The organism is Pseudomonas sp. MS646 (assembly GCF_036693845.1).
Lineage (GTDB): Bacteria > Pseudomonadota > Gammaproteobacteria > Pseudomonadales > Pseudomonadaceae > Aquipseudomonas > Aquipseudomonas chlororaphis_E.
In genome coordinates this window covers 4,599,091-4,625,799 of record NZ_CP144763.1, presented here as the reverse complement: position 1 = coordinate 4,625,799, position 26,709 = coordinate 4,599,091, and the positions used below count along the sequence as shown (strand labels likewise).

General features: G+C 62.5%; 19 protein-coding genes and 1 riboswitch. Of the genes, 13 read left to right on the top strand and 6 right to left on the bottom strand.

The genetic code is table 11. The annotated features are described in order from the left end of the window. Window positions 1-40: 40 nt before the first annotated feature. A complete protein-coding gene (locus tag V3H56_RS20215; RefSeq protein WP_047736529.1) occupies window positions 41-625 on the bottom strand; it encodes a hypothetical protein in 585 nt (194 codons plus the stop codon). Window positions 626-774: 149 nt separating this feature from the next. Next, window positions 775-1,012: riboswitch (cobalamin riboswitch) on the top strand. 81 nt (window positions 1,013-1,093) lie between these two features. Between V3H56_RS20215 and cobO the strand changes: the two genes are divergently transcribed. The 13 genes from cobO to V3H56_RS20150 all read left to right on the top strand — a co-directional run bounded on the left by cobO (window position 1,094) and on the right by V3H56_RS20150 (window position 16,341). Beyond that, window positions 1,094-1,720 (top strand): cob(I)yrinic acid a,c-diamide adenosyltransferase, encoded by a 627-nt coding sequence (gene cobO, locus V3H56_RS20210; RefSeq protein ID WP_042728542.1) that lies wholly within the window; start codon window positions 1,094-1,096, stop codon window positions 1,718-1,720. Continuing rightward, window positions 1,717-3,108 (top strand): cobyrinate a,c-diamide synthase, encoded by a 1,392-nt coding sequence (locus V3H56_RS20205; RefSeq protein ID WP_338473809.1) that lies wholly within the window; start codon window positions 1,717-1,719, stop codon window positions 3,106-3,108. Before cobO ends, V3H56_RS20205 begins: the two co-directional genes overlap by 4 nt. Beyond that, on the top strand, window positions 3,105-3,755 hold the full coding sequence (gene bluB / locus V3H56_RS20200; protein WP_047736528.1) for a 5,6-dimethylbenzimidazole synthase: 651 nt from the start codon (window positions 3,105-3,107) through the stop codon (window positions 3,753-3,755). Before V3H56_RS20205 ends, bluB begins: the two co-directional genes overlap by 4 nt. Further along, the gene (gene cbiB / locus V3H56_RS20195; RefSeq protein WP_042728545.1) at window positions 3,752-4,660 is read left to right on the top strand and encodes an adenosylcobinamide-phosphate synthase CbiB; all 909 of its coding nucleotides are present in this window, start codon (window positions 3,752-3,754) and stop codon (window positions 4,658-4,660) included. The genes bluB and cbiB overlap by 4 nt, the downstream gene beginning before the upstream one ends. Continuing rightward, window positions 4,653-5,645 carry a threonine-phosphate decarboxylase CobD gene (gene cobD / locus V3H56_RS20190; RefSeq protein ID WP_047736527.1) on the top strand — a complete coding sequence of 331 codons (993 nt, stop codon included), beginning with the start codon at window positions 4,653-4,655 and terminating at the stop codon, window positions 5,643-5,645. The genes cbiB and cobD overlap by 8 nt, the downstream gene beginning before the upstream one ends. Continuing rightward, the gene (locus tag V3H56_RS20185; protein WP_338473808.1) at window positions 5,642-7,093 is read left to right on the top strand and encodes a cobyric acid synthase; all 1,452 of its coding nucleotides are present in this window, start codon (window positions 5,642-5,644) and stop codon (window positions 7,091-7,093) included. The genes cobD and V3H56_RS20185 overlap by 4 nt, the downstream gene beginning before the upstream one ends. Window positions 7,094-7,223: 130 nt before the next feature. After that, a complete protein-coding gene (cobU, locus tag V3H56_RS20180) occupies window positions 7,224-7,745 on the top strand; it encodes a bifunctional adenosylcobinamide kinase/adenosylcobinamide-phosphate guanylyltransferase (protein ID WP_338473807.1) in 522 nt (173 codons plus the stop codon). After that, entirely contained in the window at window positions 7,742-8,797 is a 1,056-nt protein-coding gene (gene cobT / locus V3H56_RS20175) for a nicotinate-nucleotide--dimethylbenzimidazole phosphoribosyltransferase (RefSeq protein WP_338473806.1), read from the top strand. The genes cobU and cobT overlap by 4 nt, the downstream gene beginning before the upstream one ends. Next, window positions 8,794-9,369 (top strand): alpha-ribazole phosphatase family protein, encoded by a 576-nt coding sequence (cobC, locus tag V3H56_RS20170; RefSeq protein ID WP_042728550.1) that lies wholly within the window; start codon window positions 8,794-8,796, stop codon window positions 9,367-9,369. Before cobT ends, cobC begins: the two co-directional genes overlap by 4 nt. Before the next feature lie 4 nt (window positions 9,370-9,373). After that, the gene (locus tag V3H56_RS20165) at window positions 9,374-10,105 is read left to right on the top strand and encodes an adenosylcobinamide-GDP ribazoletransferase (RefSeq protein WP_338473805.1); all 732 of its coding nucleotides are present in this window, start codon (window positions 9,374-9,376) and stop codon (window positions 10,103-10,105) included. Window positions 10,106-10,246: 141 nt separating this feature from the next. Then, window positions 10,247-12,322 carry a hypothetical protein gene (locus V3H56_RS20160; RefSeq protein WP_338473804.1) on the top strand — a complete coding sequence of 692 codons (2,076 nt, stop codon included), beginning with the start codon at window positions 10,247-10,249 and terminating at the stop codon, window positions 12,320-12,322. A gap of 243 nt (window positions 12,323-12,565) precedes the next feature. After that, the gene (locus V3H56_RS20155) at window positions 12,566-14,779 is read left to right on the top strand and encodes an autotransporter outer membrane beta-barrel domain-containing protein (RefSeq protein ID WP_338473803.1); all 2,214 of its coding nucleotides are present in this window, start codon (window positions 12,566-12,568) and stop codon (window positions 14,777-14,779) included. Between the two features lie 101 nt (window positions 14,780-14,880). After that, window positions 14,881-16,341, top strand: coding sequence for a hypothetical protein (locus V3H56_RS20150; RefSeq protein ID WP_338473802.1), 1,461 nt, complete (start codon window positions 14,881-14,883; stop codon window positions 16,339-16,341). Between the two features lie 55 nt (window positions 16,342-16,396). Here V3H56_RS20150 and V3H56_RS20145 read toward each other — a convergent pair whose 3' ends face one another. The 5 genes from V3H56_RS20145 to V3H56_RS20125 form a co-directional block, all read right to left on the bottom strand. Continuing rightward, a complete protein-coding gene (locus V3H56_RS20145) occupies window positions 16,397-17,482 on the bottom strand; it encodes a fimbrial protein (RefSeq protein ID WP_338473801.1) in 1,086 nt (361 codons plus the stop codon). 67 nt (window positions 17,483-17,549) lie between these two features. Continuing rightward, window positions 17,550-20,057, bottom strand: coding sequence for a fimbria/pilus outer membrane usher protein (locus tag V3H56_RS20140; protein ID WP_338473800.1), 2,508 nt, complete (start codon window positions 20,055-20,057; stop codon window positions 17,550-17,552). 32 nt (window positions 20,058-20,089) lie between these two features. After that, a complete protein-coding gene (locus tag V3H56_RS20135; RefSeq protein ID WP_338473799.1) occupies window positions 20,090-20,836 on the bottom strand; it encodes a molecular chaperone in 747 nt (248 codons plus the stop codon). A gap of 88 nt (window positions 20,837-20,924) precedes the next feature. Further along, the gene (locus V3H56_RS20130; protein ID WP_047736519.1) at window positions 20,925-21,482 is read right to left on the bottom strand and encodes a fimbrial protein; all 558 of its coding nucleotides are present in this window, start codon (window positions 21,480-21,482) and stop codon (window positions 20,925-20,927) included. A gap of 192 nt (window positions 21,483-21,674) precedes the next feature. Beyond that, window positions 21,675-26,708 (bottom strand): RHS repeat-associated core domain-containing protein, encoded by a 5,034-nt coding sequence (locus tag V3H56_RS20125; RefSeq protein WP_338473798.1) that lies wholly within the window; start codon window positions 26,706-26,708, stop codon window positions 21,675-21,677. Window position 26,709 lies beyond the last annotated feature (1 nt).

The following is a 26,709-nucleotide window of genomic DNA, read 5'->3' as shown; positions in this document are numbered from 1 at the left end:
TATTCATAGAGAAGCGTAGATGCCCGTATGGTTCAACCCATCAGCCGTGGGCCTGCTTGAACAGCACGGCAATGCCCGGATGGTAATGGCCGCTCTCGTTGCGCAACTTGCGATAGGCGTAGGGGAAGTACCAGGCCACGGCGCAGGTGTTTTCCTTCTGCAGGTCGTCGAGCATGTCCTGCAATTCTTCCGGCGTGGCGCTCTGCTGGGCTTTTTGCGGCGCCACGAACAGGCAGCCGAGCTTCAAGTCGCTGGCATAGCTGATGCGCTTGGCATCGCTGGTGATTTCGGCCAGAGGCTGGGTCAGGTTCAGGTGGCTGACCTTGGGCCAGCGCTGGGTGGCCTGGATGAAGGCGCGCTCCTCGCTGCTGGCAATGAACAGATCGGCGCTGGCGTTGCGTTCGCCTTCTTCGTTTTGCTTGCGGGTGGGGGTGTCTTGCAGCGTGACCATCTCGGCCATCCAAGCCGCAGCCGACAGCAATCCGAGGTTGGCCTTTTCATCGTGCCAGTAGGGCGTGTCGTTATCGCCGCGCAGGGCGTTGTAGCGGTCGATGCAGTCAAACCAGCGCTCCAGCATCGGGCGCAGGAATTCCAGCTTCGGATTGCTGATGATCATGCCTTGCATACATTTTGCCCTCTTATTCTTGTGATATCGGGGTAATGTCTATTTGATATCACTTGCTGCAGCCTGACACAAGATTGGCGTCACTTTATTGATCCGGGCCAATGACCGGTAAACCAGCTTTAATTGACGCTCCACCCCCAACCCTCTAACCTTCGCCGCTTGTTTCAGGTGCTTTGTGGCCATGGCCGACAGAGTGAAACAGGGAAGCCGGTGAGTGCACACGAACCCGGCGCTGCCCCCGCAACGGTAAATGAGTCAAGGTTGCCCACAGGCCACTGTGTCCTAGGATGTGTACGAAGTAGTTACATAGCCTAGCCATGGGAAGGCGCGCAGCCCGGCACACGCCGCTCATGAGCCCGGAGACCGGCCTGATTCATCCAACGGCGTCACGGTGGGCGATGCCAGGCTTTGTTGCCGTCCTTTTTCGTGCCTGCCCGCCGTTATTCCATCCCAACGGAGGCTTCCCCCATGTCCGGTTCCCCCCACATTGACGCGCCCGATCGCGACGAGCGCCACCTGGCGCGCATGCTGCGCAAGAAGGCGGTGATCGACGAACGCATCGCCAACTCGCCGAATGAATGCGGCCTGCTGCTGGTGCTGACCGGCAACGGCAAGGGCAAGAGCAGCTCGGCGTTCGGCATGCTGGCCCGGGCCATGGGCCACGGCATGCAATGCGGCGTGGTGCAGTTCATCAAGGGGCGCAACAGCACCGGCGAGGAACTGTTTTTCCGCCGTTTCCCCGAGCAGGTGCGCTTTCACGTCATGGGCGAAGGCTTCACCTGGGAAACCCAGGACCGCCAGCGCGACATCGCCGCCGCCGAAGCGGCCTGGGCCGTCTCGCGGCAATTGCTCAGCGATCCGGCCATCGGCCTGGTGGTGCTCGACGAGTTGAACATCGCCCTCAAGCACGGTTACCTCGACCTCGATCAGGTGCTCAGTGATTTGCAGGCGCGTCCGCCGATGCAGCATGTCGTAGTGACCGGACGCGGCGCCAAGCCTGAGATGATCGAGCTGGCCGACACCGTGACCGAGATGGGCATGATCAAGCATGCGTTCCAGGCCGGGATCAAGGCGCAGAAGGGCGTCGAACTGTGAGTGATGTCGCCCTGAGCCGCCACTGTCCGGCGGTGCTGATCGCGGCCCCCGCTTCGGGCCAAGGCAAGACCACCGTCACTGCCGCCCTGGCGCGCCTGCATCGCAATCGGGGGCGCAAGGTGCGCGTCTTCAAGTGCGGCCCGGACTTCCTCGACCCGATGATCCTCGAGCGTGCCAGCGGCGCGCCGGTCTACCAGTTGGACATGTGGATGGTCGGCGAGCAGGAAAGCCGGCGACTGCTATGGGAAGCCGCCGCCGAGGCGGACCTGATTCTGATCGAAGGGGTGATGGGGTTGTTCGACGGCACCCCGTCCAGTGCCGACCTGGCGCGGCACTTTGGCGTGCCGGTGCTGGCGGTGATCGATGGCACGGCCATGGCCCAGACGTTCGGCGCCCTGGCCCTGGGCCTGGCGCTTTACCAGCCGGACCTGCCATTCGCCGGGGTGCTGGCCAACCGTGTCGGCACCTTGCGCCACGCGCAGTTGCTCGAAGGCAGCGTGACCGAAGGCCTGCGTTGGTACGGGGCGCTGTCGCGGGAAACCGGCATCGAGTTGCCCAGTCGCCACCTCGGGCTGGTCCAGGCCAGCGAGTTGAATGACCTCGACCTGCGTCTCGATGCCGCCGCCGATGCCCTGGCCGGCAGTTGCGAGGTCGCGTTGCCGCCCGCCGTCGAGTTCGCCGCGCCTGAAGTCATCAACCCCGAGCTGTGGCTCGACGGTGTGCGCATTGCCGTGGCCCGCGACGAGGCGTTTGCCTTCACCTACGGCGCGAGCCTCGACCTGCTGCGGGCCATGGGCGCGCAATTGCACTTCTTTTCGCCGATTCATGACACCGAGCTGCCTGAGGCTGACAGTCTTTACTTGCCCGGCGGTTACCCCGAGCTGCACCACGTTGCGTTGGCTGAAAATGCCTCGATGCTGGCGGCGATCCGGGCTCATCATTCAGCCGGCAAGCCATTGCTCGCGGAGTGCGGTGGCATGCTCTATCTGCTGGATTCCTTGACCGACGTCGACGGCACCCGCGCTGAACTGCTGGGCTTGCTGGCCGGCGAAGCGCAGATGCAAAAACGCCTGGCGGCCCTGGCGCTGCAATCGGTGGAGCTGCCGGAAGGCACCTTGCGCGGGCACACTTATCATCATTCGTTGACCAGCACCGAGCTTGCGCCGATTGCCCGGGGGCACAGTCCCAATGGCGGGCGTGGCGCGGAAGCGGTTTTCCGGCAAGGACGGATGACGGCTTCCTATGTGCATTTTTATTTTCCGTCCAATCCGCGGGCGATTGCCGCGTTGTTTGCGCCTGATCTTGAGGCCGCCTTCGCGGGCAAGCCCGCTCCCACATTTGAACACCTGACCCCTGTGGGAGCGGGCTTGCTCGCGAAGAGCCCATGACCGACACCGCTTTCTCCCAGGCCGAACGCGACGCTGTCTACCGCGCCATCGGCGAGCGCCGCGACATGCGCCATTTCAGCGGCGGCACGGTCGAGCCGGCCTTGTTGCGCCGCTTGCTGGAGGCTGCGCACCAAGCGCCCAGCGTCGGCCTGATGCAACCCTGGCGCTTCATCCGCATCAGCGACCGCGCCTTGCGCCGCGACATCCACCGGCTGGTGGAGCAGGAGCGCGTGCGCACCGCCGAGGCCCTGGGCGAGCGCAGCGATGCGTTCATGAAACTCAAGGTCGAAGGCATCAACGATTGCGCCGAAGTGTTGGTGGCAGCGTTGATGGACGGCCGCGAGCGGCACATCTTCGGTCGCCGGACCTTGCCGGAAATGGACCTGGCCTCGCTGTCCTGCGCGATCCAGAACCTGTGGCTGGCCTCCCGCGCCGAAGGGCTGGGGATGGGCTGGGTGTCGCTGTTCGAGCCCCAGGCCCTGGCCGATCTGCTGGGCTTGCCCGCCGGCGCCAAGCCGCTGGCGATCCTCTGCCTGGGCCCGGTCGAGGGGTTTTATCCGGCGCCGATGCTCGCCCTCGAAGGCTGGGCGCAGCCGCGCCCGCTGAATGAACTGCTGTATGAAAACCGTTGGGGAGTGAGCCCATGAGCGTGGCGTTGCTCAGTGCCGCCGCGGTGGCCCTGGATGCGCTGCTGGGCGAGCCCCGGCGCGGCCATCCACTGGTGGCATTCGGCGGTTTCGCCGAGCGTATCGAACGGCGTTTCAATGCTGGAGGGCGTGGCTGGCGCAGCCATGGGGTGACGGCCTGGATCATCGCCGTGGTGCCGCTGACATTGCTTGCCACGGCACTGTCCTGGGCACCGATGGTGGGGTGGCTGGTGGAGATCCTGGCGTTGTACTGCGCCCTTGGCCTGCGCAGCCTCGGTGAGCACGTCGAACCGGTGGCCCAGGCGTTGCGCAGCGGCGATCTCGAAAAGGCGCGCCAGCGCGTCGGCTACCTGGTCAGCCGCGAAACCCGCGAGCTGGACGAAACCGCCGTGGCCCGCGCCGCCACCGAATCGGTCCTGGAAAACGGCAGCGACGCAGTGTTCGCCGCGCTGTTCTGGTTCGCCGTGGCCGGCGCGCCTGGCGTGGTGTTGTACCGGTTGAGCAACACCCTCGACGCCATGTGGGGCTACCGCAACGAACGCTTCGAGCGCTTCGGTTGGGCGGCGGCAAAAATCGATGACTTGCTCAACTACATCCCGGCGCGTTTGGTGGCGCTGACCTACGCGCTGCTCGGCAAGACCCGCCTGGCGCTCACGTGCTGGCGCCGCCAGGGCCCGACCTGGGACAGTCCGAATGCCGGGCCGGTGATGGCCGCCGGTGCCGGTGCCCTGGGGGTCGAGCTGGGCGGGGCGGCGGTGTATCACGGCGAACTGCACCAGCGCCCGCCGCTGGGCGAGGGCGTGCCGGCGAGTGCCGACTCCATCGATCGCGGCTGGCAATTGGTCCAGCGGGGGGTATGGTTGTGGTTGCTGATTCTTTGCCTGGGAGCTGAGTTCTATGCTTGAGCACGGTGGGCGCCTGCGCAACGCGGCCCTGCACTATGGCATCGCCGAGGCTGACTGGCTCGACTTGTCCAGTGGCCTTGCGCCGTGGCCATTCGACATTCCGCCGATACCGCCGCGCGCCTGGGCTCGTTTGCCGGAGACCGACGACGGCCTGGAGCAGGCAGCCTGCGACTACTATGGTGCGGCGCAGGTGTTGCCGGTGGCCGGTTCGCAGATGGCGATCCAACTGCTGCCGCGCTTGCGCCGGGCCGGCAAGGTCGGCGTGTTATCACCGTGCTATGCCGAGCACGCCGAAGCCTGGCGTCGCAGCGGCTACATCGTGCGCGAAGTGCTCGAAGCCGAAGTGGATTTCTTCCTCGACAGCCTCGACGTGTTGGTGGTGGTCAACCCGAACAACCCCACCGGCGTGAGCCTGGACCCCGAGCGCCTGCTGGACTGGCACGCCCGGCTGGCCCAGCGCGGTGGCTGGCTGGTGGTGGACGAAGCCTTCATGGATGTCACCCCGCAACACAGCCTGGCCAGGCACAGCCATCAGGTCGGGCTGATCGTGCTGCGTTCCTTCGGCAAGTTTTTTGGCCTGGCCGGGGTGCGCCTGGGGTTTGTCCTGGCCGAGCGGCATTTGCTCAGGCTGCTCGCCGAACAAGTCGGGCCGTGGGCCGTCAGCGGGCCGACCCGGGTGCTGGGCCAGACGTGCCTGCTGGACACCGCCGCCCAACTGCGCCAGCGCCAACGTTGTGAGCACACCAGCCAGCGCCTGGCCTCCACGCTGGAGCGGCATGGCTTCAAGCCCCAGGGCGGTTGCGGATTGTTCCAATGGCTGGTGACCGAACACGCCCAACCGCTTCACGGGTTCATGGCCCGGCGCGGCATTCTCCTGCGCGTGTTCGTGAACACCAGCAGCCTGCGCTTCGGGCTCCCGGCCGATGACCGCGAATTCCTGCGCCTCGAACAGGCTTTAGAGGCCTACGCCAAGGACACTCCATGACCACCCTGATGGTGCAAGGCACCACCTCCGATGCCGGCAAAAGTACCCTGGTCACGGCGCTGTGCCGCTGGGTTCGGCGCCAAGGCATCAGCGTGGTGCCGTTCAAGCCGCAGAACATGGCCCTCAACAGCGCGGTGACGGCCGACGGCGGCGAGATCGGCCGCGCCCAGGCGGTGCAGGCCCAGGCTGCCGGCCTTGAGCCGCACACCGACATGAACCCGGTGCTGCTCAAGCCCAACAGCGACACCGGCGCCCAGGTGATCATCCATGGCCGCGCCGTCACCAGCATGAACGCCGTGGCCTACCACGATTACAAGGCCATCGCGATGCAGGCGGTGCTGGCTTCCCACGCGCGCTTGAGCGCGGCCTACCCGGTGGTGATGGTGGAGGGTGCCGGGTCGCCGGCGGAGATCAACCTGCGCGCCGGCGACATCGCCAACATGGGCTTTGCCGAGGCGGTGGACTGCCCCGTGCTGCTGATCGCCGATATCAATCGCGGCGGGGTGTTCGCCCATCTGGTGGGCACCCTGGAGTTGCTGTCGCCCAGCGAACAGGCGCGGGTCAAGGGCTTCGTCATCAACCGCTTTCGTGGCGACATCGCCTTGTTGCAACCGGGGCTGGACTGGCTCGAAGCGCGTACCGGTAAACCGGTGGTGGGCGTGTTGCCCTACGTGATGGACCTGCACCTGGAAGCCGAGGACGGCCTCGACCAGCGCCAGGCCGACAAGGTCGAACAGGTGCTCAAGGTGGTGGTGCCGGTGCTGCCGCGCATCAGCAATCACACCGACTTCGATCCGCTGCGCCTGCACCCGCAGGTCGACCTGCAATTCATTGGCCCCGGCCAGGCGATCCCGCCGGCCGACCTGATCATCCTGCCGGGCTCCAAAAGCGTGCGCAGCGACTTGGCCTACCTGCGCGCCAACGGCTGGGAAGCCGCGTTGCAGCGGCATCTGCGTTACGGCGGCAAGCTGTTGGGCATTTGCGGCGGCTTGCAGATGCTCGGCGAGCAGGTCCACGACCCGTTGGGCCTGGAAGGTGCGGCGGGCTCCAGTGCCGGCCTGGGTTTGCTGGACGTTGAAACGACGCTGGAATGCGAGAAGCAACTGCGCAATGTGCGAGGACGGCTGACTCTGGAAGACGCCGAGGTCCGCGGCTATGAGATCCACGCGGGCGTGACCACAGGCCCAGCCTTGGAACACCCAGCGGTGCAACTGGATGATGGCCGTTGCGATGGCGCCCAGAGCCTCGACGGGCAGATTTTCGGCACCTACCTGCATGGATTGTTCGAATCGCCTGCGGCCAGCAGCGCCTTGTTGCGTTGGGCCGGTTTGGCGGAGGTACAGGCGGTGGATTACCACGGGTTGCGCGAGCGGGACATCGAGCGGTTGGCGGACCTGGTGGAGCAGCATCTGGATGTTGGGGTGTTGCGTGAACTCTGTGGGATCTAGGGTGATTGTGAGGCCCTCATCGCGAGCAAGCTCGCTCCCACAATGGGACGGTGTTCACAATCTCCTGTGGGAGCGAGCTTGCTCGCGATGAGGCCAGCCGTCACGGCGCCAATTTTGAAGGTAATGCACCATGCTCCAACTCATCCTCGGCGGCGCCCGCTCCGGCAAAAGCCGCCTGGCAGAAAAACTCGCCGCCGACAGCCAATTGCCCGTGACCTACATCGCCACCAGCCAACCCCTGGACGGCGAGATGAGCACCCGCGTCGCCCAGCACCGTGCCCGGCGCCCGGCCGAATGGGTGCTGGTGGAAGAGCCGCTGGCCCTGGCCCGAGTGCTGCGAGAACACGCCGCGCCTGGTCGCTGCCTGCTGGTGGACTGCCTGACCCTGTGGCTGACCAACCTGCTGATGCTCGACAACCCCGAACAATTGAACACCGAACGCGAGGCCCTGCTGGACAGCCTCGCTGCGCTGCCCGGTGAAATCATTTTTGTCAGCAACGAAACCGGCATGGGTGTCGTGCCGCTGGGCGAGCTGACTCGCCGTTACGTCGATGAAGCCGGTTGGCTGCATCAAGCCCTGGCCGAACGTTGTCAGCGCGTCGTGCTGACCGTCGCCGGCCTGCCCCTGACTCTCAAAGGTAGTGCGTTATGAATCACCGCTGGTGGCGGGACCCGTGCAAGCCCCTCGACACCCAGGCCCTGGAACAGGCCGCGGCCCGTCAGCAACAATTGACCAAGCCGGCCGGCTCCCTCGGGCAACTGGAAACGGTCGCGGTGCAGCTGGCGGGGCTGCAAGGACAGGTCAAGCCGAGGCTGGAGGCCGTGTCGATTGCGATTTTCGCCGGTGACCATGGCGTGGTGGCCGAAGGTGTGTCGGCGTTTCCCCAGGAAGTCACCGGGCAGATGCTGCTCAACTTCGTCAGCGGCGGGGCGGCGATCAGCGTCCTGGCGCGGCAGTTGGGAGCCACGCTGGAGGTGGTGGACCTGGGTACGGTGACGCCGGCGCTGGACCTGCCCGGTGTACGCCATCTGCGCGTCGGGCCTGGCACGGCGAACTTCGCCCTGGGCCCGGCCATGACCGTGGCCCAGGGTGAGCAGGCATTGCAGGCCGGACGCGACAGTGTGTTGCGGGCTGTCGCCGCCGGCAGCCAGTTGTTCATCGGCGGCGAGATGGGCATCGGCAACACCACGGCCGCCAGCGCCTTGGCCTGCGCCTTGCTCGATTGCCCGGTGGCGCATCTGGTCGGGCCCGGCACCGGATTGGACGCAGCCGGTGTCAATCGCAAGGCCCAGGTGATCGAACGTGCCCTGGCGTTGCACGCGGCCCAGCGCCACGACCCGTTGCAGACGCTGTTCAACCTCGGCGGGTTTGAAATCGCCGCGTTGGCCGGGGCTTACCTGGCATGCGCCCAGCAGGGTGTCGCGGCGCTGGTGGACGGCTTCATTTGCAGCGTCGCCGCGCTGGTGGCGGTGCGCCTGAACCCTGAATGTCGGCCATGGCTGCTGTTCAGCCATCGCGGCGCCGAGCCCGGCCATCGCCATGTGCTGGAAACCCTCGGCGCCGAACCGCTGCTCGACCTCGGCCTGCGCCTGGGCGAGGGCAGTGGCGCGGCGCTGGCGGTGCCGTTGTTGCGCCTGGCCTGTGACCTGCACGGGCAGATGGCGACGTTTGCCGAAGCGGCCGTGGCGGACCGCCCGGCATGATCTTGCACCTGGACCTGCTGCGCCATGGCGAAACCGAGTTGGGTGGCGGCTTGCGCGGCAGCCTCGACGATGCCCTGACCGCCAAGGGCTGGGCGCAGATGCACGCGGCGGTCGAAACGGGCGGCCCGTGGGATCGGCTGGTGAGTTCGCCACTGCAACGTTGCGCCCGTTTCGCCGAGCAGCTCGGTGCCCGCCTCGGCGTGCCGGTGCAGGTGGACAAGGACCTGCAGGAACTGCATTTTGGCGCCTGGGAAGGGCGCAGCGCGGCGGCGTTGATGGACACCGATGCCGACGCCCTGGGCCGATTCTGGGCCGACCCCTATGGCTTCACGCCCCCCGACGGTGAGCCGGTGCTGGCGTTTTCCAGTCGTGTCCTGGCGGCCATCGAACGCTTGCACTGCGCCTATGCCGGACAGCGGGTCCTGCTGGTCAGCCACGGTGGCGTGATGCGCTTGCTGCTGGCCCAGGCCCGGGGCCTGCCGCGCGAACAACTGCTCAATGTCGAGGTCGGCCACGGCGCGTTGTTCGCCCTGCGGGTGACGTCCGGCCCGACCTTGACGGAAGAGGCCTGAGCCGATGCTGCCGTTCTGGATCGCCCTGCAATTTCTCAGCAGTCTGCCAGTGCGCTTGCCGGGCATGCCCGAGCCCGAACAACTGGGCCGCTCATTGCTGTTCTATCCGTTGGTAGGGTTGTTGTTCGGCGGCCTGCTCTGGTTGCTCGATGCGCTGCTGGGTGGGTCGCCGCCACCGCTTCACGCCGCATTGCTGTTGAGCGCCTGGGTCCTGCTCAGCGGCGGCCTGCACCTCGACGGCCTGGCCGACAGCGCCGATGCCTGGCTCGGCGGCTTCGGCGACCGTGAACGCACCTTGCTCATCATGAAAGACCCACGCAGCGGACCGATCGCCGTCATCACGCTGGTGCTGGTACTGCTGCTCAAATTCACCGCGCTGCTGGCGCTGATCGAGCAAGGCCAGTCCCTGGCGCTGCTCATCGTCCCGGTATTGGGGCGCGGCGCGTTGCTCGCTTTGTTTCTGACCACGCCTTACGTGCGCGCCGGTGGGTTGGGGCAGGCATTGGCCGATCATCTCCCACGGCGCGCCGGTTGGCGGGTGTTGCTGGGCGCTGCGCTGGGCTGCGTGTGGCTGGCGGGATGGTTGGGTGTGCTGGCCCTGCTGGTGGTCGCGGCGGTGTTCATCGGCGTGCGCCGGATGATGGTGAACCGGCTGGGGGGCTGCACCGGGGATACGGCGGGGGCGTTGTTGGAGTTGCTGGAGGTGGCGGTGTTGGTGGGGGTGGTGTTGGGTTGAACCGGGCTGGGTGACCTGTCAACTCTGACAGTATCGCCTCGTTGAGAACCGGTGCTTAATTCGCTCAAGGCCTTAGCTGCCACGCAGAGCGATGGGAAGGGTTGTGTCGTGTCCGGTGTTATCGGTCTGCCAGGAATTTGGATGGCCATTGGCGTCTCAATGGCTGAACGTCGTCAATGGGAGAGCGATAGCATGGCAAATGCAGGTAATAAACGGGCGCGACGTGAGGCAAACAGCACTTATCTCAGGGAGCGCACCGAGCACCAGGCGGGGTTGGGCGAGCATTCCATAATCATTGATCATCCCATAATGGACATCAGTACGGGTCTGCTCAACGGCCCCAGTCTGAGTAACGGGTTGAGAGTGAAAATTCCTGAGTGGTCTACCCTTCCACCTCCGGAAACCCCGGAGACAATCAAGGTAATGTTCGATCGCACTGGCGCCGGTCGTTTCGAGGTCGTGGCAGAACACGAATTCGTCATACCCGCGGGCGGTACCGAGTTTCCGGAAACCTTCCCCTACCCAATGCTCATCCCGATCGAGGATCTTCCACTAAACTCCCCCTGCCGCGTGAGATATGACCATTACACCTATAACGGAACCGAACCAGACCCATCCCCTACAACCCCACTCTTTTGCGACCGAGTGCCACCTTACGACCGTGCTCCGCCGCAAGCATTGACCTTCGCAACCACCTACCTCGATGACGACAACCTGTCCCCGGGCAGCAAGCTGAAGGCCACGATCCCTGGTTATGCCGATTGGCAAGCGACTGATCGAATCGCCGTTTATCTGGTGGACGCTGCCCACATTCCTGACGAACCCACCGGGCTTACCCCGATTTTCTTGGAAAATGTCCCCGCCCCAGGCATCACGGACACCGAGATAGAAATCGATGGCGACCTCGTGCGTGAGTTTGGCGATGCCGAATGCGTGTTCATCTACGTTTTGATCGACAAGGCGACCAATACCAGCGTGCTGTCGCTTTGGCAGAAAATAAGCCTCACTTTCGGACCGCTACCGGCCAACCTGCAAGCACCGGAGGTCCCCCAAGCGGATCCGGGGCCGTTGGTGGTCGAGCATGCGTTGTCGGGGGTGAGTGTCTGGATCCCCCTGTATGACAATCACAAGAACTATGACTTCATTCGATTGAAGTGGGGGGGGACGACGCTGGAGGACGTTTCCGTTGGACCTAACCCGCCGGCCAGGATCGAGATTCCGGTGGAGCCGAAACTCCTCATGCTTCAGGAATACGGCCAGAACACCACGGGCGACAAGGAGACCAACATCAGTTATCACGTCGTGCGTAAAAGCCGGCTGTTCGGACCTGAAGACATCGATATCGACGTCAACTTCCAGGTACCGATCCCCTGGATCCCCTGGCCGCCTATCGACTGGCCGGATCCGGTGCATCCAAGCCTGTTGCTAGGTGTGGTCAAGAATATGGATGGCAGCCGGACCAACGAGTTGACGCGGGCCGACAAGAACAACCTGGCGAGATTCACCTTTACCTGGTACGCCGAGGCGGTCAACGGCCATGTCATCGATTTCTTCTGGAATGGCGCGCGTGTCGTTGAAGCCCAGTTAACCTTCGATGATTCGATTCATACGCCGGGCACTGAGCAAACCGTCGATATCCCCTGGACCTACATCAAGGACGGTGGCAATGGCCTCGAGGTGCCGGTGCACTATCAATTGAGCGCGGCAGGCATCGAGAACGATCTGGAATCCACTCCAACCCTGGTCAACGTCAATGCCATTGCGGTTGAACTGCCGCCTGCGAGTTTTCCCACCATCTCTAACCTTTATCCAGGCTGCTCGGCGCTTGATGACGATGGCGCGCTCCAGGTCGCGATCCCTGACCTCACCGGATTGCTCAAGGATGGCGACGAAATCGAGTTCGTCTTCACCCCCATGAGAGGGGAGTTTCTGAACGACCCGGAGGACCCGATCACCGGTGCGATATTCACGCGAAACTACACACTGGGCGATGCCGGTACACCGCTTACCGGCTTCATTCGGCGAGTAGAACCGTATGTGACGCACATCCTGCCGCTTTATGACGAGAACGCGGCAACGAATCGCAGGGGGCGGGTGAAAGTCCAGTACTCCCACCATGACGGCACGGAAAAAATTGAATCGGAGCCTCTGACCATCATCACGGCTTTCCACATGCCGAACACGCCGTGCGAAATCCCAAGGCCACCGAAGCCTTGACTTTCAAGCGGTACCCGGGCGTTTGCTCGCCCGGGTCTGCACGCTGATGCGGACGCATGGCAGGGGCGCTACATTGATATTTCATACGGATGTAATGAGAAAAGTCTCACGAATGCAGGGATAAATCCTACATATATCCGGGAAGCGAGTGCTTAGGATTGCCGCCTTTTGATCGTCCGGGTCCAGGCAGTAAAACGCCAGGCTTGACGGTTGCCAGACAGCTTGTTCATCCAGGAGTTATCCATGCCCGTCAGCCACGCATTCTCTATCACGCCACTTGCGCGTTTCCTCAAGCTCGTGACCCTCGCGCCGTTATTGCTGCTCAGCCCGACCGGCCTGGCGCAGACGCTCATCGAAAACGGTGCGTCCAAGACCCTCGATGCCAACACGGCGCCTGACGATTACCTGGTGGAGACCGAAAGCAAGCTGACGGCCAATGGCGCCACGACTTACCAGATCAGTGCATCCGGCGGGTCGACGATCAATCTGAGCGATACCCAGGTTACCGCTCAAGGCAATGCCCACGGCGTCGAATTGGCGGGCAGCGAAGCGAACATCGCCAACGGCAGTAAAGTCGTCAGCAGCAACGTCGGGCTGCGTCTGGCAACAGCAGCCACTGGTGGATCTACCGCGGTGGTCAGCGACAGCGAGATCATCGGTGGGCGAGTGGGGGCCCTCGTCAGCGCCCGCAGCCAATTGATTCTCGAGGCCGGTTCCATCGTGACTGGCAGCAACGCCAATGGCTCCGGCGTGCAAAGTTTCGGCGGCAGGATTTCCGCCACCGACAGCGCCATCGTGGGGGGGCGCAACGGAGTGTACCTGTTCGCTGACCTGAACCTGTCCGCCGACAACGCTTTGATCCTGAACAACTCCCACGTCGAAGGCCTGGCCGGCTCGGCGATCCTCGTCGACGGCCAGACCCAGACCAACAACGAACGGGTGAATATCGAAGTCAACAACGGCTCGACCCTGGTGGGCGGCAACGGCAAGCTGGTGGAAGTGGTCAATGGCTCTTCGGCGAACTTCAAGGCCGATAACAGTCAGTTGATCGGTGACATCATCGTGGAGCAAGGCAGCAGCGCTGATGTGGTTTTCGACAATTTTGCGACGCTCACCGGTCGCCTGGAAAACGTCCAGAGCCTGGCGGTCAACAACGAAGCCCGCTGGATCATGGTCGGCGATGGCGAAGTGGAAAAGCTCTCCATGAACGGTGGCGGCATCCAGTTCGGCAACCCTGGGGAGTTCTTCAAACTGACCGTGGGCGAGCTGTCGGGCAACGGCACGTTCTTTATGCATACCAACTTTGCCACGGGCCAGGTCGATACGCTGACCGTGACCGGAACAGCCACCGGCAACCATCTGGTGGCACTGGACAGCAGTGGTTCGGAGCCGGGCACGGCCGCTTCCATTCCGGTGGTTCACATCGGCGGTGGCGATGCCCAGTTTTCCTTGTACGGTGGCGAAGTGGACCTGGGTGCCTACTCCTACAACCTGATCAAGCAAGGTGACAACGACTGGTACCTGAACACTGCTTCGAAAATCATCAGCCCCGGCACCCAATCGGTGATCGCACTGTTCAATGCCGCTCCCACGGTCTGGTACGGCGAGCTTTCCACCTTGCGCAGCCGCATGGGCGAAGTGCGCAGGGACCAGGGCAAGGCCGGTGGGTGGATTCGGACCTACGGCAACAAGTTCGATGTCAACGCCAGTTCCGGGGTGGCTTACAAACAAACCCAACAGGGCCTGTCGTTCGGTGCCGACGCACCGTTGCCGATGGGTGATGGCCAATGGTTGGTGGGGGTGTTGGGTGGCTACAGCAAATCTGACCTGGACTTGAATCGCGGGACGACGGGCGAAGTCGACAGTTACTACCTCGGTGCCTACACCACTTGGCTGGATGACGAGAGTGGTTACTACTTCGACGGCGTGCTCAAGTTCAACCGCTTCCAGAATGAATCCAAGGTCCAGCTCAGCGACGGCAAGAAGACCAAGGGCAACTATGACAGCCATGGCGTCGGTGCATCCCTGGAGTTTGGCCGCCACATCAAGTTGGCTGACGACTATTTCGTCGAACCCTATACGCAATTGTCGGGCGTGATCATCCAGGGCAAGGATTACGACCTGGACAACGGTTTGTCCGCCGAAGGCGACCGCACGCATTCGCTGTTGGGCAAAGTCGGCGCGACGGTCGGGCGTAACTTCAACCTGGGCGAAGGCAAAGTGGTGCAGCCTTATCTTCGTGCCGCCTACGCACACGAATTCGCCAAGAACAACGAAGTGAAGGTCAACGATAACGCGTTCAACAACGACCTCTCCGGTTCTCGTGGCGAACTGGGTGCGGGGGTGGCCATGAGCTTGACCGACAAGGTGTCGGTCCACGCCGATTTCGATTACAGCAACGGCAATAAGATCGACCAACCATGGGGAGCCAACGTGGGCGTGCGTTATAGCTGGTAATTCGATGGGCTGACGCAGCACGACGCGTTCAAGGTTCCTGACACGATGCGAGGAGGACGGCGGTGGCCGTGGTCCTCGCGTTTTATTGAGGAGTCCTGTTCATGAGCGAGCCAGCAAACACAACATCTTCGAATGCTTCCCGAACATTGCCTGAGCCCAGCGTGGTGGAATTGCTCGACAACATCCCCGGCGGCCAACTCAATCTGCTGCCGGAAGCCGCCACCCACGACGACCTGAAAGTCTGGTTCGAACTCTGGGAATACTCTGATCCGGAGAAGGGTGAGGAATCGGTTGAGTTGTTTCTTGATGACATTTCGATCGATTGCCGTACCTGGAATGCCCCGATCGAGGCCTCGGACCGTTATGTGACGGTGCCCGCCAGGCTGTTGCGCAACAACGACGGGCGGCGTCGATTGCGTTACACGGCAAAGGCCTACAACGGCGAGCCCGACAACTCCCTGGAACTGGTGATCACGCTCGATACCCAGGCACCTGTCCTGGCGTTCAACGACTCGTTGTTGATCGATCCGGACCTCATCCAGAACGGCCTCTCCGAACAGTACCTCGACGAGCATAACGGGGTCGTCACCGTGACGGTCCCCTCATACCTGGACGAGCCGGCCCCTGGCGACAGGATCACCGCCAAGTGGTTGAACGAGAACAATGGTCACTACCAGGAGGTCACCAAGGACCTCGACCGGGATAATTACGAAGACCCCATTCACCTTGAGTTTCCCGAGGCGCTGATACGCGCCATGGGCGACGGCATGCGCTCGATTTCCTATCACGTGACCGACCGGGCGGGCAATCGATCCGTCGAGTCCACGGCGGTATCCATACTGGTCTCAGTGGTGCGCGCGCCGCATTTCGTTCCACGGCCGTGGATCACTCAGGCCGAAGGCAGCCCTGCCGAGTATGCGGACCTGGATCCACAGAAAGCCGTTGCCGGTGCTACGGCGCAGATCCCTGACGACGCCGTCTACTACGACGATGACGTCGTCCACATGCAATTTGGCGAGCCGGGCACGGTGGGGGCGATCGCCATTCCCGTGCCATGGGGGACCAAACAGGTGCGCGTGCCGGCGGCCAATATCGCCGCGGCGTTCAACAAGCAACTGCCGGTGTATTACGACGTAGTCCTGGCGGACACTTCGAAAAAAAAATCCGGGACGTTGACGCTGCAGGTTCTCTCATACCCGACCCACAGATTCCATGTGCCGCAGCTTGAGTCTCCCTTTACCGATCCCGTTTCCAAGACAAGCATCCCCGCGGCGGGGTTGCCCGTTCATCAGCGAGCGTGGGCCTTTATAAGCGAGGCCAGTCTGGTGACCGTCACGGTCACGGGCAGGAATGCCAATGCCCAGACTGTGAGCGAGGTCGTCCTCAATGCGCATCAGGTCTTGCCGGCACAAGTGTCTGCGGGCATTCATGTGAAGGTATCGCAGAGGTTCATGTCGTCTCTTGTGGCGAATCAGAAATTCACCGTCGAGACCAAGGTCAGTTTTGATCAAGGTGCCAACTGGATCCGGTTCGATACATTGACCCCTACGCTGCTTGAGTGATCCGGGCGGCAGAAGCCTGTGCCCGGCCCAGGCCTTCTGTGTGGGGATAGGTGCGTTATTGGAAGGTGATCGTGAAGCTCAAGGCTCCTCGGGCAATGCCTGGCGCGACTTGCCCGATGTTGCCGGTCTGGTAGAAGTTCGCGCTGAAGTCGAGGCTTTTGTTGCGTCCGTCTTCAATCGCTCCAAAGGACACATCCGTGCCCAGGGGTACGGGTGTCACACCGTCGCCGCGTAATACCTGGATGGCCACGCCGCTGGCGGTCGAGCCGTTGCCCAGGCTGAACACGCCGTTGCTGCCGTCACCTTCAGGCAGCGAACCATCGGCGCCGTCCAGGCGAATGTGGGCATTGGCCTGGTTGGCCTGGGTCGGGTCCGCCTCGCAATTGGACAAGGTGATGGTGAATCGGCTTGGCGGCGTGGTGAAGCCTGGGTGAGTGAAGTCCGAGACCTGCCAATCACCCAGCGGCACCGGGTCGACGCTCACCGGGTTGGCGCCCACCGCGCATTGGGCCTGCATGACCGTTGCGTTCAAGCTGTAGCCGAAGCCCTTTCCAATCGTGGAAAAATACCCGTCGAACATATGGCGGTTCACCACCTGGGGACCGGGCGCGATGGGGCCGGTCTTGATCAGGGTAACCTTGCTCCTGAGCCTGGACAGGTTGAACGGGACGATCAGGTTCTGGGCCAATCGCGCATCGAACGGCACCACCGGGCTGCCGATCGGTACGAACGCGTTACCTGACTGTCCATCGAACCCGGCGTCCAGCGTAATGCGTGCACCGACGCCCGGTACGTTGGTTGCCAGTATCTTGTCGCTGCTGCCCGCACCGCCCAACAGGCTGCGGACCCGATGTTCCAGGGGCGCCACGTTCAAGGCATTGAAGTCCAGCGTTACGCTGCCGTCGTTGTTGCAAGTGATAGAGGGGCCGGGGCTGTTGCTGAAGACGAATTGGTCAATGACACCGATGACACTGCCGATACTTGCGTCACGGGGTACATAGACCGTGCCCAGGTTGGCTTGATAATTAATCGGGCCCGGTGCGGCGTCCCAGCGACACGTGTTGGCCTGGGCGGATTGAGTTAATTGGCAGCCAGCCAGTACGCCGATCATGGCGAACAAAGGTCCTGATGCTGATTTCATCAAATAGGTTTCCTGCGATTAATAACGGCGTCAGTTGCAGCGACGACAACCGCCTGGATGAAGTGCGTCATTGGCAGTCGGCTGATTGCAAGCGATAGCCCTGGGACAGCGTCATGTCCTGGGGAGCGATGGACAGGCGGCATTGCTGCCCGGGTTCGTCGCCCCAGGCCACGTCGAGCGCCTGCGGATGGCCGTCGGTGTTGAGCAGCGCCACGCCCCCCTGACCGACCACGGCGACGGTCTGGCCTCGCGCATCCTTGACCTGGGCACCGAACGGCAGCGGGCGCCCCTGGAAGGTTGCGGTGATGACCACGCGTTGGACGCTGCGGGCGGCGAACGAATGCTTGACCAGTGCTCCTCGTCGAGGCACGACCTGGGTCGTGCCATTGTCCAGATCGATGTCCGGCCCCAGTTCGTCGGTGTCCAGTTCGATCTGGTTGACCCGGTAAGGGCGCAGATACGGCACCAGGGCATAACCGCGGGCATTGGTCCGCACTCCCGGTGAACTGACGATGCCGACATTCTTCACGCCGGGCACTTCAACCAAGCCGGCGGTTTCCCCCAGGTAGGGGCCGAACTCGACCCCGTCGCCATGCATCACTACGGCGCCGGCGGCGTTGACCGACAGGTTGCGGTAGGCGCTGCCGTAGTTCAGCCCCGCGCCGACATTGCCGGCGGGCATCTGGTAGCTCATCGACAGTTCGGCGGCTTGCTGGCGACCGTCCTCATTGACGACCCCGGCACGATAACCGAGGCGGTTCTGATCCATGCTGCCGGTCACACTGGCGCGTTGGCTCAAGGTCTGGCCGGTTTTCTGCAGGTCCAGGTTGACGGAGCTGGTGTGGCCGATGTCCAGGGGGAAGGACACGCTCAAGCCCATTTGCCGATCGCTCGACTGTTGGCTGCTGCGCAACGATTGGCCGGCGTACAGGCTGTAGTTCACGCCTTGATGGCGGGTATTGAAGTTGAATTGAAACTGGCGAAGCTGATAGTCGCTGCGCCAGAAATCCTCCTGGGACAGTGTCAGGCCCAGGGAGCTTTGTTGGCCCAGGCCCTGGTAGAGGGAAGCCTCCAGGCGACTGCGCCGACTGCCTCGGAACGTTGAGTCCAGGCTGCGCTGGCGCACGGCCTCATCGAAATCGCGATAGCCTTCGGTGGAGTAGCGGTAACCGGCAAAGCGCAGGCTGATCCGTGAGTCAAAGGTCTTGCCGTACTTGATCGCATAACTCAAGCCTTGTACGGAACCGTTGTCCTGGGTATTGATGTCGGCGCTGGAGCGGGTCACGTCCAGTGCCAGGGCGCCCATCGCCCCCCAATCCCTGGCCGCCCCCAGATTGGCGGCCTGGTAGTACTCGCTCGCTTGAAGTCCGCCGTAGAGGGTCGCCCCCCAACCGATGCCGGCCGCCAGCGTGCCTTGCCAGAGTAAAGGGGCATCGATGTGTCCGGTGGCGTTGTAGCGACCGATGGCGGCGCTGTATTTCCAGACGTTTTCCCGCAGCAGGTTCCCCAGGGAGGCATAAGGCTGGGTGAAGCGCCGGACCTGGCCGTCGGCCTCGGTGAGGATGATTTCCAGTTCGCCGCTGCCGCCCCCGGTGTTCAGGTCGTCGATTTCGAACGGGCCGGCGCTGACATAGGTGGCATAGATCGGAAAACCGCCCTGGCGCACTTCCAGGCGCGCCCGGCTGAAGGCCACGCCGCGTACGACAGGCGAATAATTCTGCAGGACATCGGGCAGCATGCCCGAATCCGAGTTGAGCATCACACCCTTGAGCGCAACGCTCTTGAACACGTCGCCGCCGCTGAAGGCCTCACCCAGCGTCAGGTTCGCGTGCATGCCAGGCAAGTCGCGCTGAGCGTAGGTGTAGGCGCGTGTCCAGTGGCTGCCGCCTGCGCTGTCCTGGCGTGCGCTCTGGTTGGTGCGCAGGCGCCATGCTCCCAGGTTGATGCCACCGTTGAGCAGCAGGTCCTGGCTGTCGTTATGCCCCGCGTAGCGGGTAGTGCCCTGTTGTGCCGAAACCTGATAGTTGAGAAACGCCGCGTTGATGCCGTAGTCCCAACGTTGCGGGTCGACATACCCGGCTGTTTTGCGGCGCATGGCGAGCTGCGGCACAGACAGGTCGAGCTGCAGGAGCCCTGCATCGAAATCGCTGCGGGCACCGGCAATCAGACGTGGCAAATCGATGCACGCGTGCTCGAGTAATTTCGCATCAGCGACACCTTCGACGTTCACGCCGAACTGATCGAGCAGGACGCGATTCAGGCAGGGCGAGAGGGCGGCTGAATCAGCCTCGATGAACTCGATGTCGTGCTCACCCATGAATTGCTGGTTAAGCCTGACCTGCACCCGATAGCGACCCGGCAGCACGCCTTGTTCGTTGGCGATGGCCTGCAAGGCCAATTGGCCGGCGTCAGCGGCTTGGTCAGGCCCCTGTCGCATGAAGCCCGACACAAATGCGGTGTGGGCCTGGGCCATCGCTTGCCCGGTGCCAATCAGCACACCGCTGCCACCGGCCAACAGGTAATGGGCCAGACGCAGGCGCGCGCGCGCGCGTCGACCTTCGGAAGATCTGATCATGGTCATGTGTCCTGGCAATGCGAAGGCGGGCGTTAGCGGTCCTGCCCGAGGGGCATGGTCACGAGCGGTGTGATGCCGCCGTAGTCATTGATGGTGGTGAAGGACACCTGCGCAGCGATACCAGCCTTTAAGCCCACCAAGGGATAAACCTCATGGCTGAACGGCGCGGCCATGGTGGGTTCCGTGATGGCTTTCGAGCGCCCACCGCCGCTGACTTCCAGGCGCTGGAAGGTGTAGTGGAAGGGGGTCGGATTGTGCAGCAGCAGACTGGTCTGGCCGTCTACCGAACGTAGGGACCACTGCAGATCCTTGAGGCGTTCGCTCGGGTTTTGCTTGAGCCCGGCAGGGCGGTAAAAGAACTTGATGCGCGTGCGGATGGCGACGTTGAGCACATTGGTCATGCCCGCTTCGGCTTGGGGGATTTCCTGGGCATTGAAGTAGAACAGGCTTTCGCGGTCATCGGGCAGCGTGTTGGGCAGGCCGTTGATCTGCACGTGCTGTTCCTTGCCGGGGCCAATGCTGAACAGCAGGGGCGACGTCAGGAACGGCACGACCGTGGTGGTATCGTCGGCGCGGGTGTTGACCCACGACTGCACTGCGAACACTTTGTCGCTGGGGTTGGCGACGGTCAGCGAGACGCTGCGTTTGTCGCTGTCGAAAATCACGCGGGTGGTGCTCAGTGTCAAGGAGGCGTGACTGGAAGAGGCATACGCCAGCGCGGTCAAGGCGCACAGGAGCACCGCCCGGGCAGCGCGGGTTTTCTTGAATGATGCAAACATGGTTGATCCCTGTCGATGCGGCGTTCATGGCTCGGCGAACGATGCCCCGGGTCGCACGACCGTCGGCCTTGCGACCCGGGGCCCGGCATTACGGGTAGGTCGCGACGAAGTTGATGTTGGCGATGACCGGGCCGGGCACCACCGTCGCGCTGGTCGAGCGGTAGCGGGCGCTGAACATCATCCGTGTTTCACCGGTGGCGTTCAGCGGATAGGCCTTGGAGGGCGTGCCGCTGTCGATGTGTGTGTTGTCGTCATCCTTGATGGTCAGGGCAACACCGGTGGCGCCGCCCATCTGGATCGCGTAGTAACGGCCACCGGTGCCGGCGTTGCCGTGGGTGCTGGTGAAGGTCACCCGCGCGGTATCACTGGCACCGAAACCACAGGCGGCCCCGTCCTTGACCCGCAGGGCAAACTCGCGGCCACCGGCCTCGGCATCGGCGACCCCACCGAAATCGACGGCCGCAACGCTGCCCAGGTTGATCGGGCCCGGCGCGCCGGTACCCGGATCGATCGGGTCGATGGGGCAGGTATTGGCGTTGATGATGCCGGTGAAATTGACTTGGCCAGTGCTGGTGGCGGCAAACGCCGAATGGCCGGCCACGGCGGCGACCAGGCCCAGGGAGGCGGCCAGTACAGAGATTTTCATCTGATTCGAATCCTTGATAAGACAGGAGGGTGCAGGCGAGACATCGCCGTTCGGGCGGTGTCTCGGGGGCGGATTCTAGGAAGGGGTGGGGCGAGGGGGATATGAGAGAACTCTCACTTATCGCGGGGTGAAGGTGGCACTTTGTTGGATGATGTTTCATTCAGGACCCAGGCCCTCCGAGAGGGCCTGGAGTCAGGCGGTGGGTTTGGCGTTGACAATATGGATACCCACGATCTCGGCTGCCATGCCCGCTCGCCTACCTGCGTACCACATTTGGCCGCCTGAGACTACATTCCGTTCCAGGAGGGCTTGGTCTCTCGCTAACAGATCTTTCACGGCAGAAGGAAGTTCGCCGCTGGCTCTTGTCCGAGTTGGACCGCTGCTGCCTAGCGATTCCACGCTCTGAGTGACGGACACTGAATTGTCGTCAACGGTTAAAGAGCCTGCCCGACTTGGACCCTCTCTGGGGGTAGGGGCCTTAGAAACGGGAGGGGTATCTACACGTTGAGAGGGACGCGCTGTTGGCGTGGGGAAGCCTTCTTCCCATACTCTTCGTTTTGCGGGTGGCAGCGGTTTGCGCAATTGCTGCGGCTGCCGTGCTTTCAGTATCCAGTTTGTCGGTGGTTTTATCGTCGGTGCTTTTATCGCCGGTACCTTTATTGTCGGTACCTTGAACTTGGGTATCCCAATTGTTCCGATAGCTGTTCCCGCCCACATGGCAGCTCTGGCGAGGCCTGGATCCTGCATAAACATCGATCCGACATCCACCCCTATCGCTGCGACCGATGAGCCCACCGCAGTGGGTACTATCAAAGAGTTGACGGCCGTAGTCACTGCCACTGTCGCTATCGTGGCGGTTTGCGACGACACTCCGGCAGCGGTCGCCACTGCGGCGATGAAAGGAGCGGGGTCAAGTGTCAGGACGGAGATGGCAATACCCAGGAGCATGGTGAATACCCCTGCGCCAGCGCTGACCCAAGGGTTATCGAGGAGCTGCCCCTGGGCCTCGTGCCCTGTCGGGTCGCTGAAGACGATCGGGTTGCCGGCGCAATACATATAGCAGTTCAAGCCACCGGCGCCGAACGGACTGAGGGCGTCAGGGCTGTGAAAGCGCATCAGGCTCGGGTTGTAGACCCGATAGCCATTGCCCAGCAAATACCATCCGGTGCTTTCCAGCGCTTCGCCGTTGAAGGCCAGCAGACTTTGCATGGCGGTATTTTCGTCACGTTCGCCATAAGCACCGTAGACGGTACTGCGCACCTCGCTGCCCTGGTTTTCGGCGATGACCGAACGTTTGGCGTCGGTCAGCAACAGCAGGGTCTGGTCGTTGTCACCGGGTGTCTGTTGGCCCAAGGGCTGGCCTTCATGGTAGAGGAACTGCACATGATGATTATCGTGCAGGGTATCGGTGAGGCGCGTCCCCTGATAAAAACGCAGGGTCTGGGCCTCGCCTTGCGGGGTAATCGCCTGCAATTGGTCATGGGGGTCATAGCGGTACGCCGTCAGAGAGACGCCTGCCGCCGTCTTGACTTGCACCAGGCGCCCCAGGCTGTCATAGCTCAGCCGTTTGCCCAACTCGTCGTGTTCCAGGTTGCCGTCCGGGTCGTAGCTGAAACGGCTTTCCAAGTGCTGATAGTCAGGGTGACTGTGGCTAGCGCTGACCAGTTGGCAAGGGTCATCTTCGGCAAAGGTGAAATGGGCGATGTCCAGCCGGCCGTCGCTGAAGACCGTTCGCGTAAAAATAATGTTGTCCAGGGCATCGAATTCGAAGTACTGGCTGATAATTGCGTTGCCGTAACGGTCCGTGGGCAGGTCGCTGCCCGAGCACCGGTAACGCTCCAGGCGCCCGCGCAGATCGTAACTGTAGGTCTCCAGCAGGGCGCTGGCACCGCCGACCTTCAGGTGTCGGCTCTGCACGTTGCTGTCGGCCAGATAAGTCAATTCGAGGGTGCGTTCGGCTTCGAGCGGTTGGCCTTGTGCGTCCAGTAGCACCAGGGTGCGCAAGGTTTCGCGTCCGCGTTCATCGAACTCCAAGGTGGTGGTCAGCGTATTGCCGCTCGTCTTGTCGGTACTGGTAGTGCGGAACAGACGACCGATCCCGTCGTATTCGAACGCGGCCTGCAACTGACCTTGTTCAATGCCACGCAACCGTCCGTTGTGCGGGTCGTAATCCATCCGGGTCTGGTGGTTGCCAATGTCGGTGCGGCTCAAGCGCCTGCCCTTGAGCGAGGTCTTGTAACGGGTGGTGTAGGTTTTGTTGTCGACGGCATCGGTCCAGCTCTCGCCGATGAGGCGTCCCGCCTCATCGTAGGAGAACTGGTATTCGCCCTGGCTGTTCTTCGAGCTGTCGAGCCGGGCGTCCAACAGATCGATTTCGAAAGAGGACTCATCATCGGGCGTGCTGATCAGCGTCGGTGTTTCGCTCAAGCCGAGCTTGTATTGATAGTCGATCTGGTTACCAGATGGCGTGACGCGGTGTTTGGGTTGGTAGTGGCCGGCGTCGTACACCAACTGCTGGGTCCTGGGGCCTACCGTGAGGCTTACCAGCCGATCCAGGCCATCGAACTGTTGCGCGCCGACCTGGCGAAAGGGCATCTGGATATTGCCCGGTTCGACCTCAATTGCGGTTCGCAGCTCGGCAGGGGAGTGCGCAGCGTAGGTGTTATGGATGATCGTCAGGTCGGGCAGGGTGGTGCTGGTCAGTCGGGCGGAAGCATCGTAGTGGTAGCGCGTGATCTGGCCGAGCTCGTCGATCTCCTGGGTGCAGTTGCCGAGTCCATCGTACTGATACGCGGTCTGGCTGATGAGGCGTCCATCCACCCCGACTTGTTCAATGCGCTCCGGTTTGTCGAAACGATTGGTGACGGTACGGGTGCGGGCGGTGCCGTCGATCCATTCTTCGGTGGTGAAGGCTATCGGGTTGTTGAGCGTCCATTGTTTGACCCCGTCGGGCCGGGTCAGGCTGTCCTCTAGCCCCCACAGGTCGTAGGTATACGACGTGGTCAGGCGCAGGTCGGTGGTCTCCAGCCAGTCGATTTCGGTTTCTTCGATCAAGAAGCCCTTGGCGTTGTATTTCGCGGTGTAGATATCGCGGAAGCTGGCGTTGGAGTGATCGGGATCTTCCATTTCCTCGCGCACGACCCGGCTCAGCCCGTCGAAGTGAGTGCGCACCCTGACGCCCTTGACGTCTTCCAGTTGCTGGTACGCCTGGGTCGTGACCGGGTTCTGCCCGGCGTCGGCAGGGCGGATCAAACGGTAGCTGTAGCGTCGCGAGGCGGAGTATTCGCTGTCGGGGGCCTGGGTTTCGCTCAGCACCCGGTTCAGGGCGTCGTAGCGATAACTGTGCTGGATGCCGTTTTCGGTGACCAGCAACGGTTCGCCGTTGAGCATCGAGCGCTCGTCCACCACCGTGCGTTCAGTACTGTCGAAATCCGTCGAAGAGCGTTGTTCGGTGCGTAACGACAGGTTCGCGGTGTTCTTGGTGTAGCTGTAGTCGATAAATGACGTGGGCCCGTTGTCGTCGCCCATCGTAATGGCCTGGCGCGAACGGCGGCCATGAGTCAGTGAGTTGGCGGGCGCATCGATGTAGTCGAAGACCGTCAGGGAAAGCTGGCGCTCCATCGGTTCCTGAGCCAGGGAGTTGGAGGGTGAGCCTGGCGTATCAGGCACTTCGTACAGACGCTCCTCTACGACGCACAACCAGCGTTCCGTGATCGGGCTTGCGTTGACAGGGGTGATAGGTGGCAAGGACTCATACCGAAACCGGGTGCGCAGGGTTGGCGCGCCGGGCGCAAGGTCTGCGATCTGCTCGGGGTTGCTGGCGGGCGTTACGGTCTTCTCATGCACATGTCGCACAAAACCGTGGGGGTCTGGGGGGCAGAGACCATTGACGCCTTCAGCCGGGTAATAGCTGATTCTTTCGGTCATGCCGCTGGACGCCACCTGCAGTGTCTGATTGCCATGGATGTCGTACTCGCTGAATTCCCGGTCCATGCGCCAGAAACGCGGGTCGTCACTGATCGACCATAGCGTCGATGTTGCTTTTGCCAATTGGCATTGCCGTGGCTGGTTGTCAAAGGACAGCTTGTCGTCATCGTCGGCGTAGTAGCGGGTCCGGATGGTTTTCTGATGATTGCCTTGGGCGATGATTTCCTGGGTCTGCAAGTGGAAGCGGTTGAAGGTGCGGGTGATGCTGCGCACCGTATCGGTCCCCTCCATCAGGCTTTCAGTCGTGGTGTAGAAATAGGGCTTGAGGACTTTGAACAGGTTGTCCAGGCCATCGTCATCCCAGTCGACGCCGCTGCCAAAGCCCAGAAAGTTGTGACCCTCGGGGCTGTAGGTGTATTTCAGGACCGTTGGCGGATTACCACCGCCCGGGTCGAGGGTGTGGTCGGTCACCCTGGGTAATTTGCGTTGCGTGTCGTTGCCAGGGAAACCATGACCGTTGTCGTTATACAGGACGGTTTCATGGGCACCCAGTGGCGTCCAGACTTCGCTGATGCAGTCCAGGCCTTTCTCCCGCCGGTATTCGAAGCGCCAGCCGGCTCCCTCGGTGGTCGGCAGGGTGATCCGATCGACGCGATCGCTTTTGAGGTTCAGTAGCACCTGGGCTGAAGGCGTGCCATTGACGATGCCCAGGGCGAACGTGACGGTATTCTTGTCCGTTTCGCGCGTGACCCGCAGCACGGCGCCCGTATTGTCGCGCATCGCGCTGAGCATCGGCTTGCCATTGGCGGAGATGTATTCAAGGGTGACCTCATGCCCTTGCGCGGAATAGATCTTCACCGGCACGGCCACCTGGGGCGTGGCGCCCTTGGGTTCGAGGATTTCCACAAGTCCTGATTTGTGGACCACTTTGAACCGGTTGTCGGGCAGGGAGAACAGCTTGAAGTTCTCTATCTTCTGCTCTTTCATCCGCAAGCGATCGGCGAAACCGGGATAAGGGCCCGTCACCCTGAAGGTTTCTCCGGAATGCACCGAAATGATCTGGGTGCTGGGTTCGTATTGGGTCAGGGCCAACTCCCAGCCCACGCCAAAGCCGGCATCGGTGGTATTCAACGGATTGAAGTTCAACGACAGCGGAATGACGGGGCCGCTGAGTTCGCAGGTCTTCACTTCCGGTAGTGACAGGGAAACGGTGTACAGGCCGGTGCGGGCGTCGACTCCGGATCTGACGAAGCTGAGGAAGTTGAACGCGGTGGAGTGGACGGCGGTGTTGGCGGCCATG

What these genes read in the sequence shown, in the direction of transcription:
- V3H56_RS20215 (WP_047736529.1), bottom strand. Translation starts at nt 625, where the DNA reads ATGCAAGGCATGATCATCAGCAATCCGAAGCTGGAATTCCTGCGCCCG.
- cobO (WP_042728542.1), top strand. Translation starts at nt 1,094, where the DNA reads ATGTCCGGTTCCCCCCACATTGACGCGCCCGATCGCGACGAGCGCCAC.
- bluB (WP_047736528.1), top strand. Translation starts at nt 3,105, where the DNA reads ATGACCGACACCGCTTTCTCCCAGGCCGAACGCGACGCTGTCTACCGC.
- cbiB (WP_042728545.1), top strand. Translation starts at nt 3,752, where the DNA reads ATGAGCGTGGCGTTGCTCAGTGCCGCCGCGGTGGCCCTGGATGCGCTG.
- cobD (WP_047736527.1), top strand. Translation starts at nt 4,653, where the DNA reads ATGCTTGAGCACGGTGGGCGCCTGCGCAACGCGGCCCTGCACTATGGC.
- V3H56_RS20185 (WP_338473808.1), top strand. Translation starts at nt 5,642, where the DNA reads ATGACCACCCTGATGGTGCAAGGCACCACCTCCGATGCCGGCAAAAGT.
- cobU (WP_338473807.1), top strand. Translation starts at nt 7,224, where the DNA reads ATGCTCCAACTCATCCTCGGCGGCGCCCGCTCCGGCAAAAGCCGCCTG.
- cobT (WP_338473806.1), top strand. Translation starts at nt 7,742, where the DNA reads ATGAATCACCGCTGGTGGCGGGACCCGTGCAAGCCCCTCGACACCCAG.
- cobC (WP_042728550.1), top strand. Translation starts at nt 8,794, where the DNA reads ATGATCTTGCACCTGGACCTGCTGCGCCATGGCGAAACCGAGTTGGGT.
- V3H56_RS20165 (WP_338473805.1), top strand. Translation starts at nt 9,374, where the DNA reads ATGCTGCCGTTCTGGATCGCCCTGCAATTTCTCAGCAGTCTGCCAGTG.
- V3H56_RS20160 (WP_338473804.1), top strand. Translation starts at nt 10,247, where the DNA reads ATGGCCATTGGCGTCTCAATGGCTGAACGTCGTCAATGGGAGAGCGAT.
- V3H56_RS20155 (WP_338473803.1), top strand. Translation starts at nt 12,566, where the DNA reads ATGCCCGTCAGCCACGCATTCTCTATCACGCCACTTGCGCGTTTCCTC.
- V3H56_RS20150 (WP_338473802.1), top strand. Translation starts at nt 14,881, where the DNA reads ATGAGCGAGCCAGCAAACACAACATCTTCGAATGCTTCCCGAACATTG.
- V3H56_RS20145 (WP_338473801.1), bottom strand. Translation starts at nt 17,482, where the DNA reads ATGAAATCAGCATCAGGACCTTTGTTCGCCATGATCGGCGTACTGGCT.
- V3H56_RS20140 (WP_338473800.1), bottom strand. Translation starts at nt 20,057, where the DNA reads ATGATCAGATCTTCCGAAGGTCGACGCGCGCGCGCGCGCCTGCGTCTG.
- V3H56_RS20135 (WP_338473799.1), bottom strand. Translation starts at nt 20,836, where the DNA reads ATGTTTGCATCATTCAAGAAAACCCGCGCTGCCCGGGCGGTGCTCCTG.
- V3H56_RS20130 (WP_047736519.1), bottom strand. Translation starts at nt 21,482, where the DNA reads ATGAAAATCTCTGTACTGGCCGCCTCCCTGGGCCTGGTCGCCGCCGTG.
- V3H56_RS20125 (WP_338473798.1), bottom strand. Translation starts at nt 26,708, where the DNA reads ATGGCCGCCAACACCGCCGTCCACTCCACCGCGTTCAACTTCCTCAGC.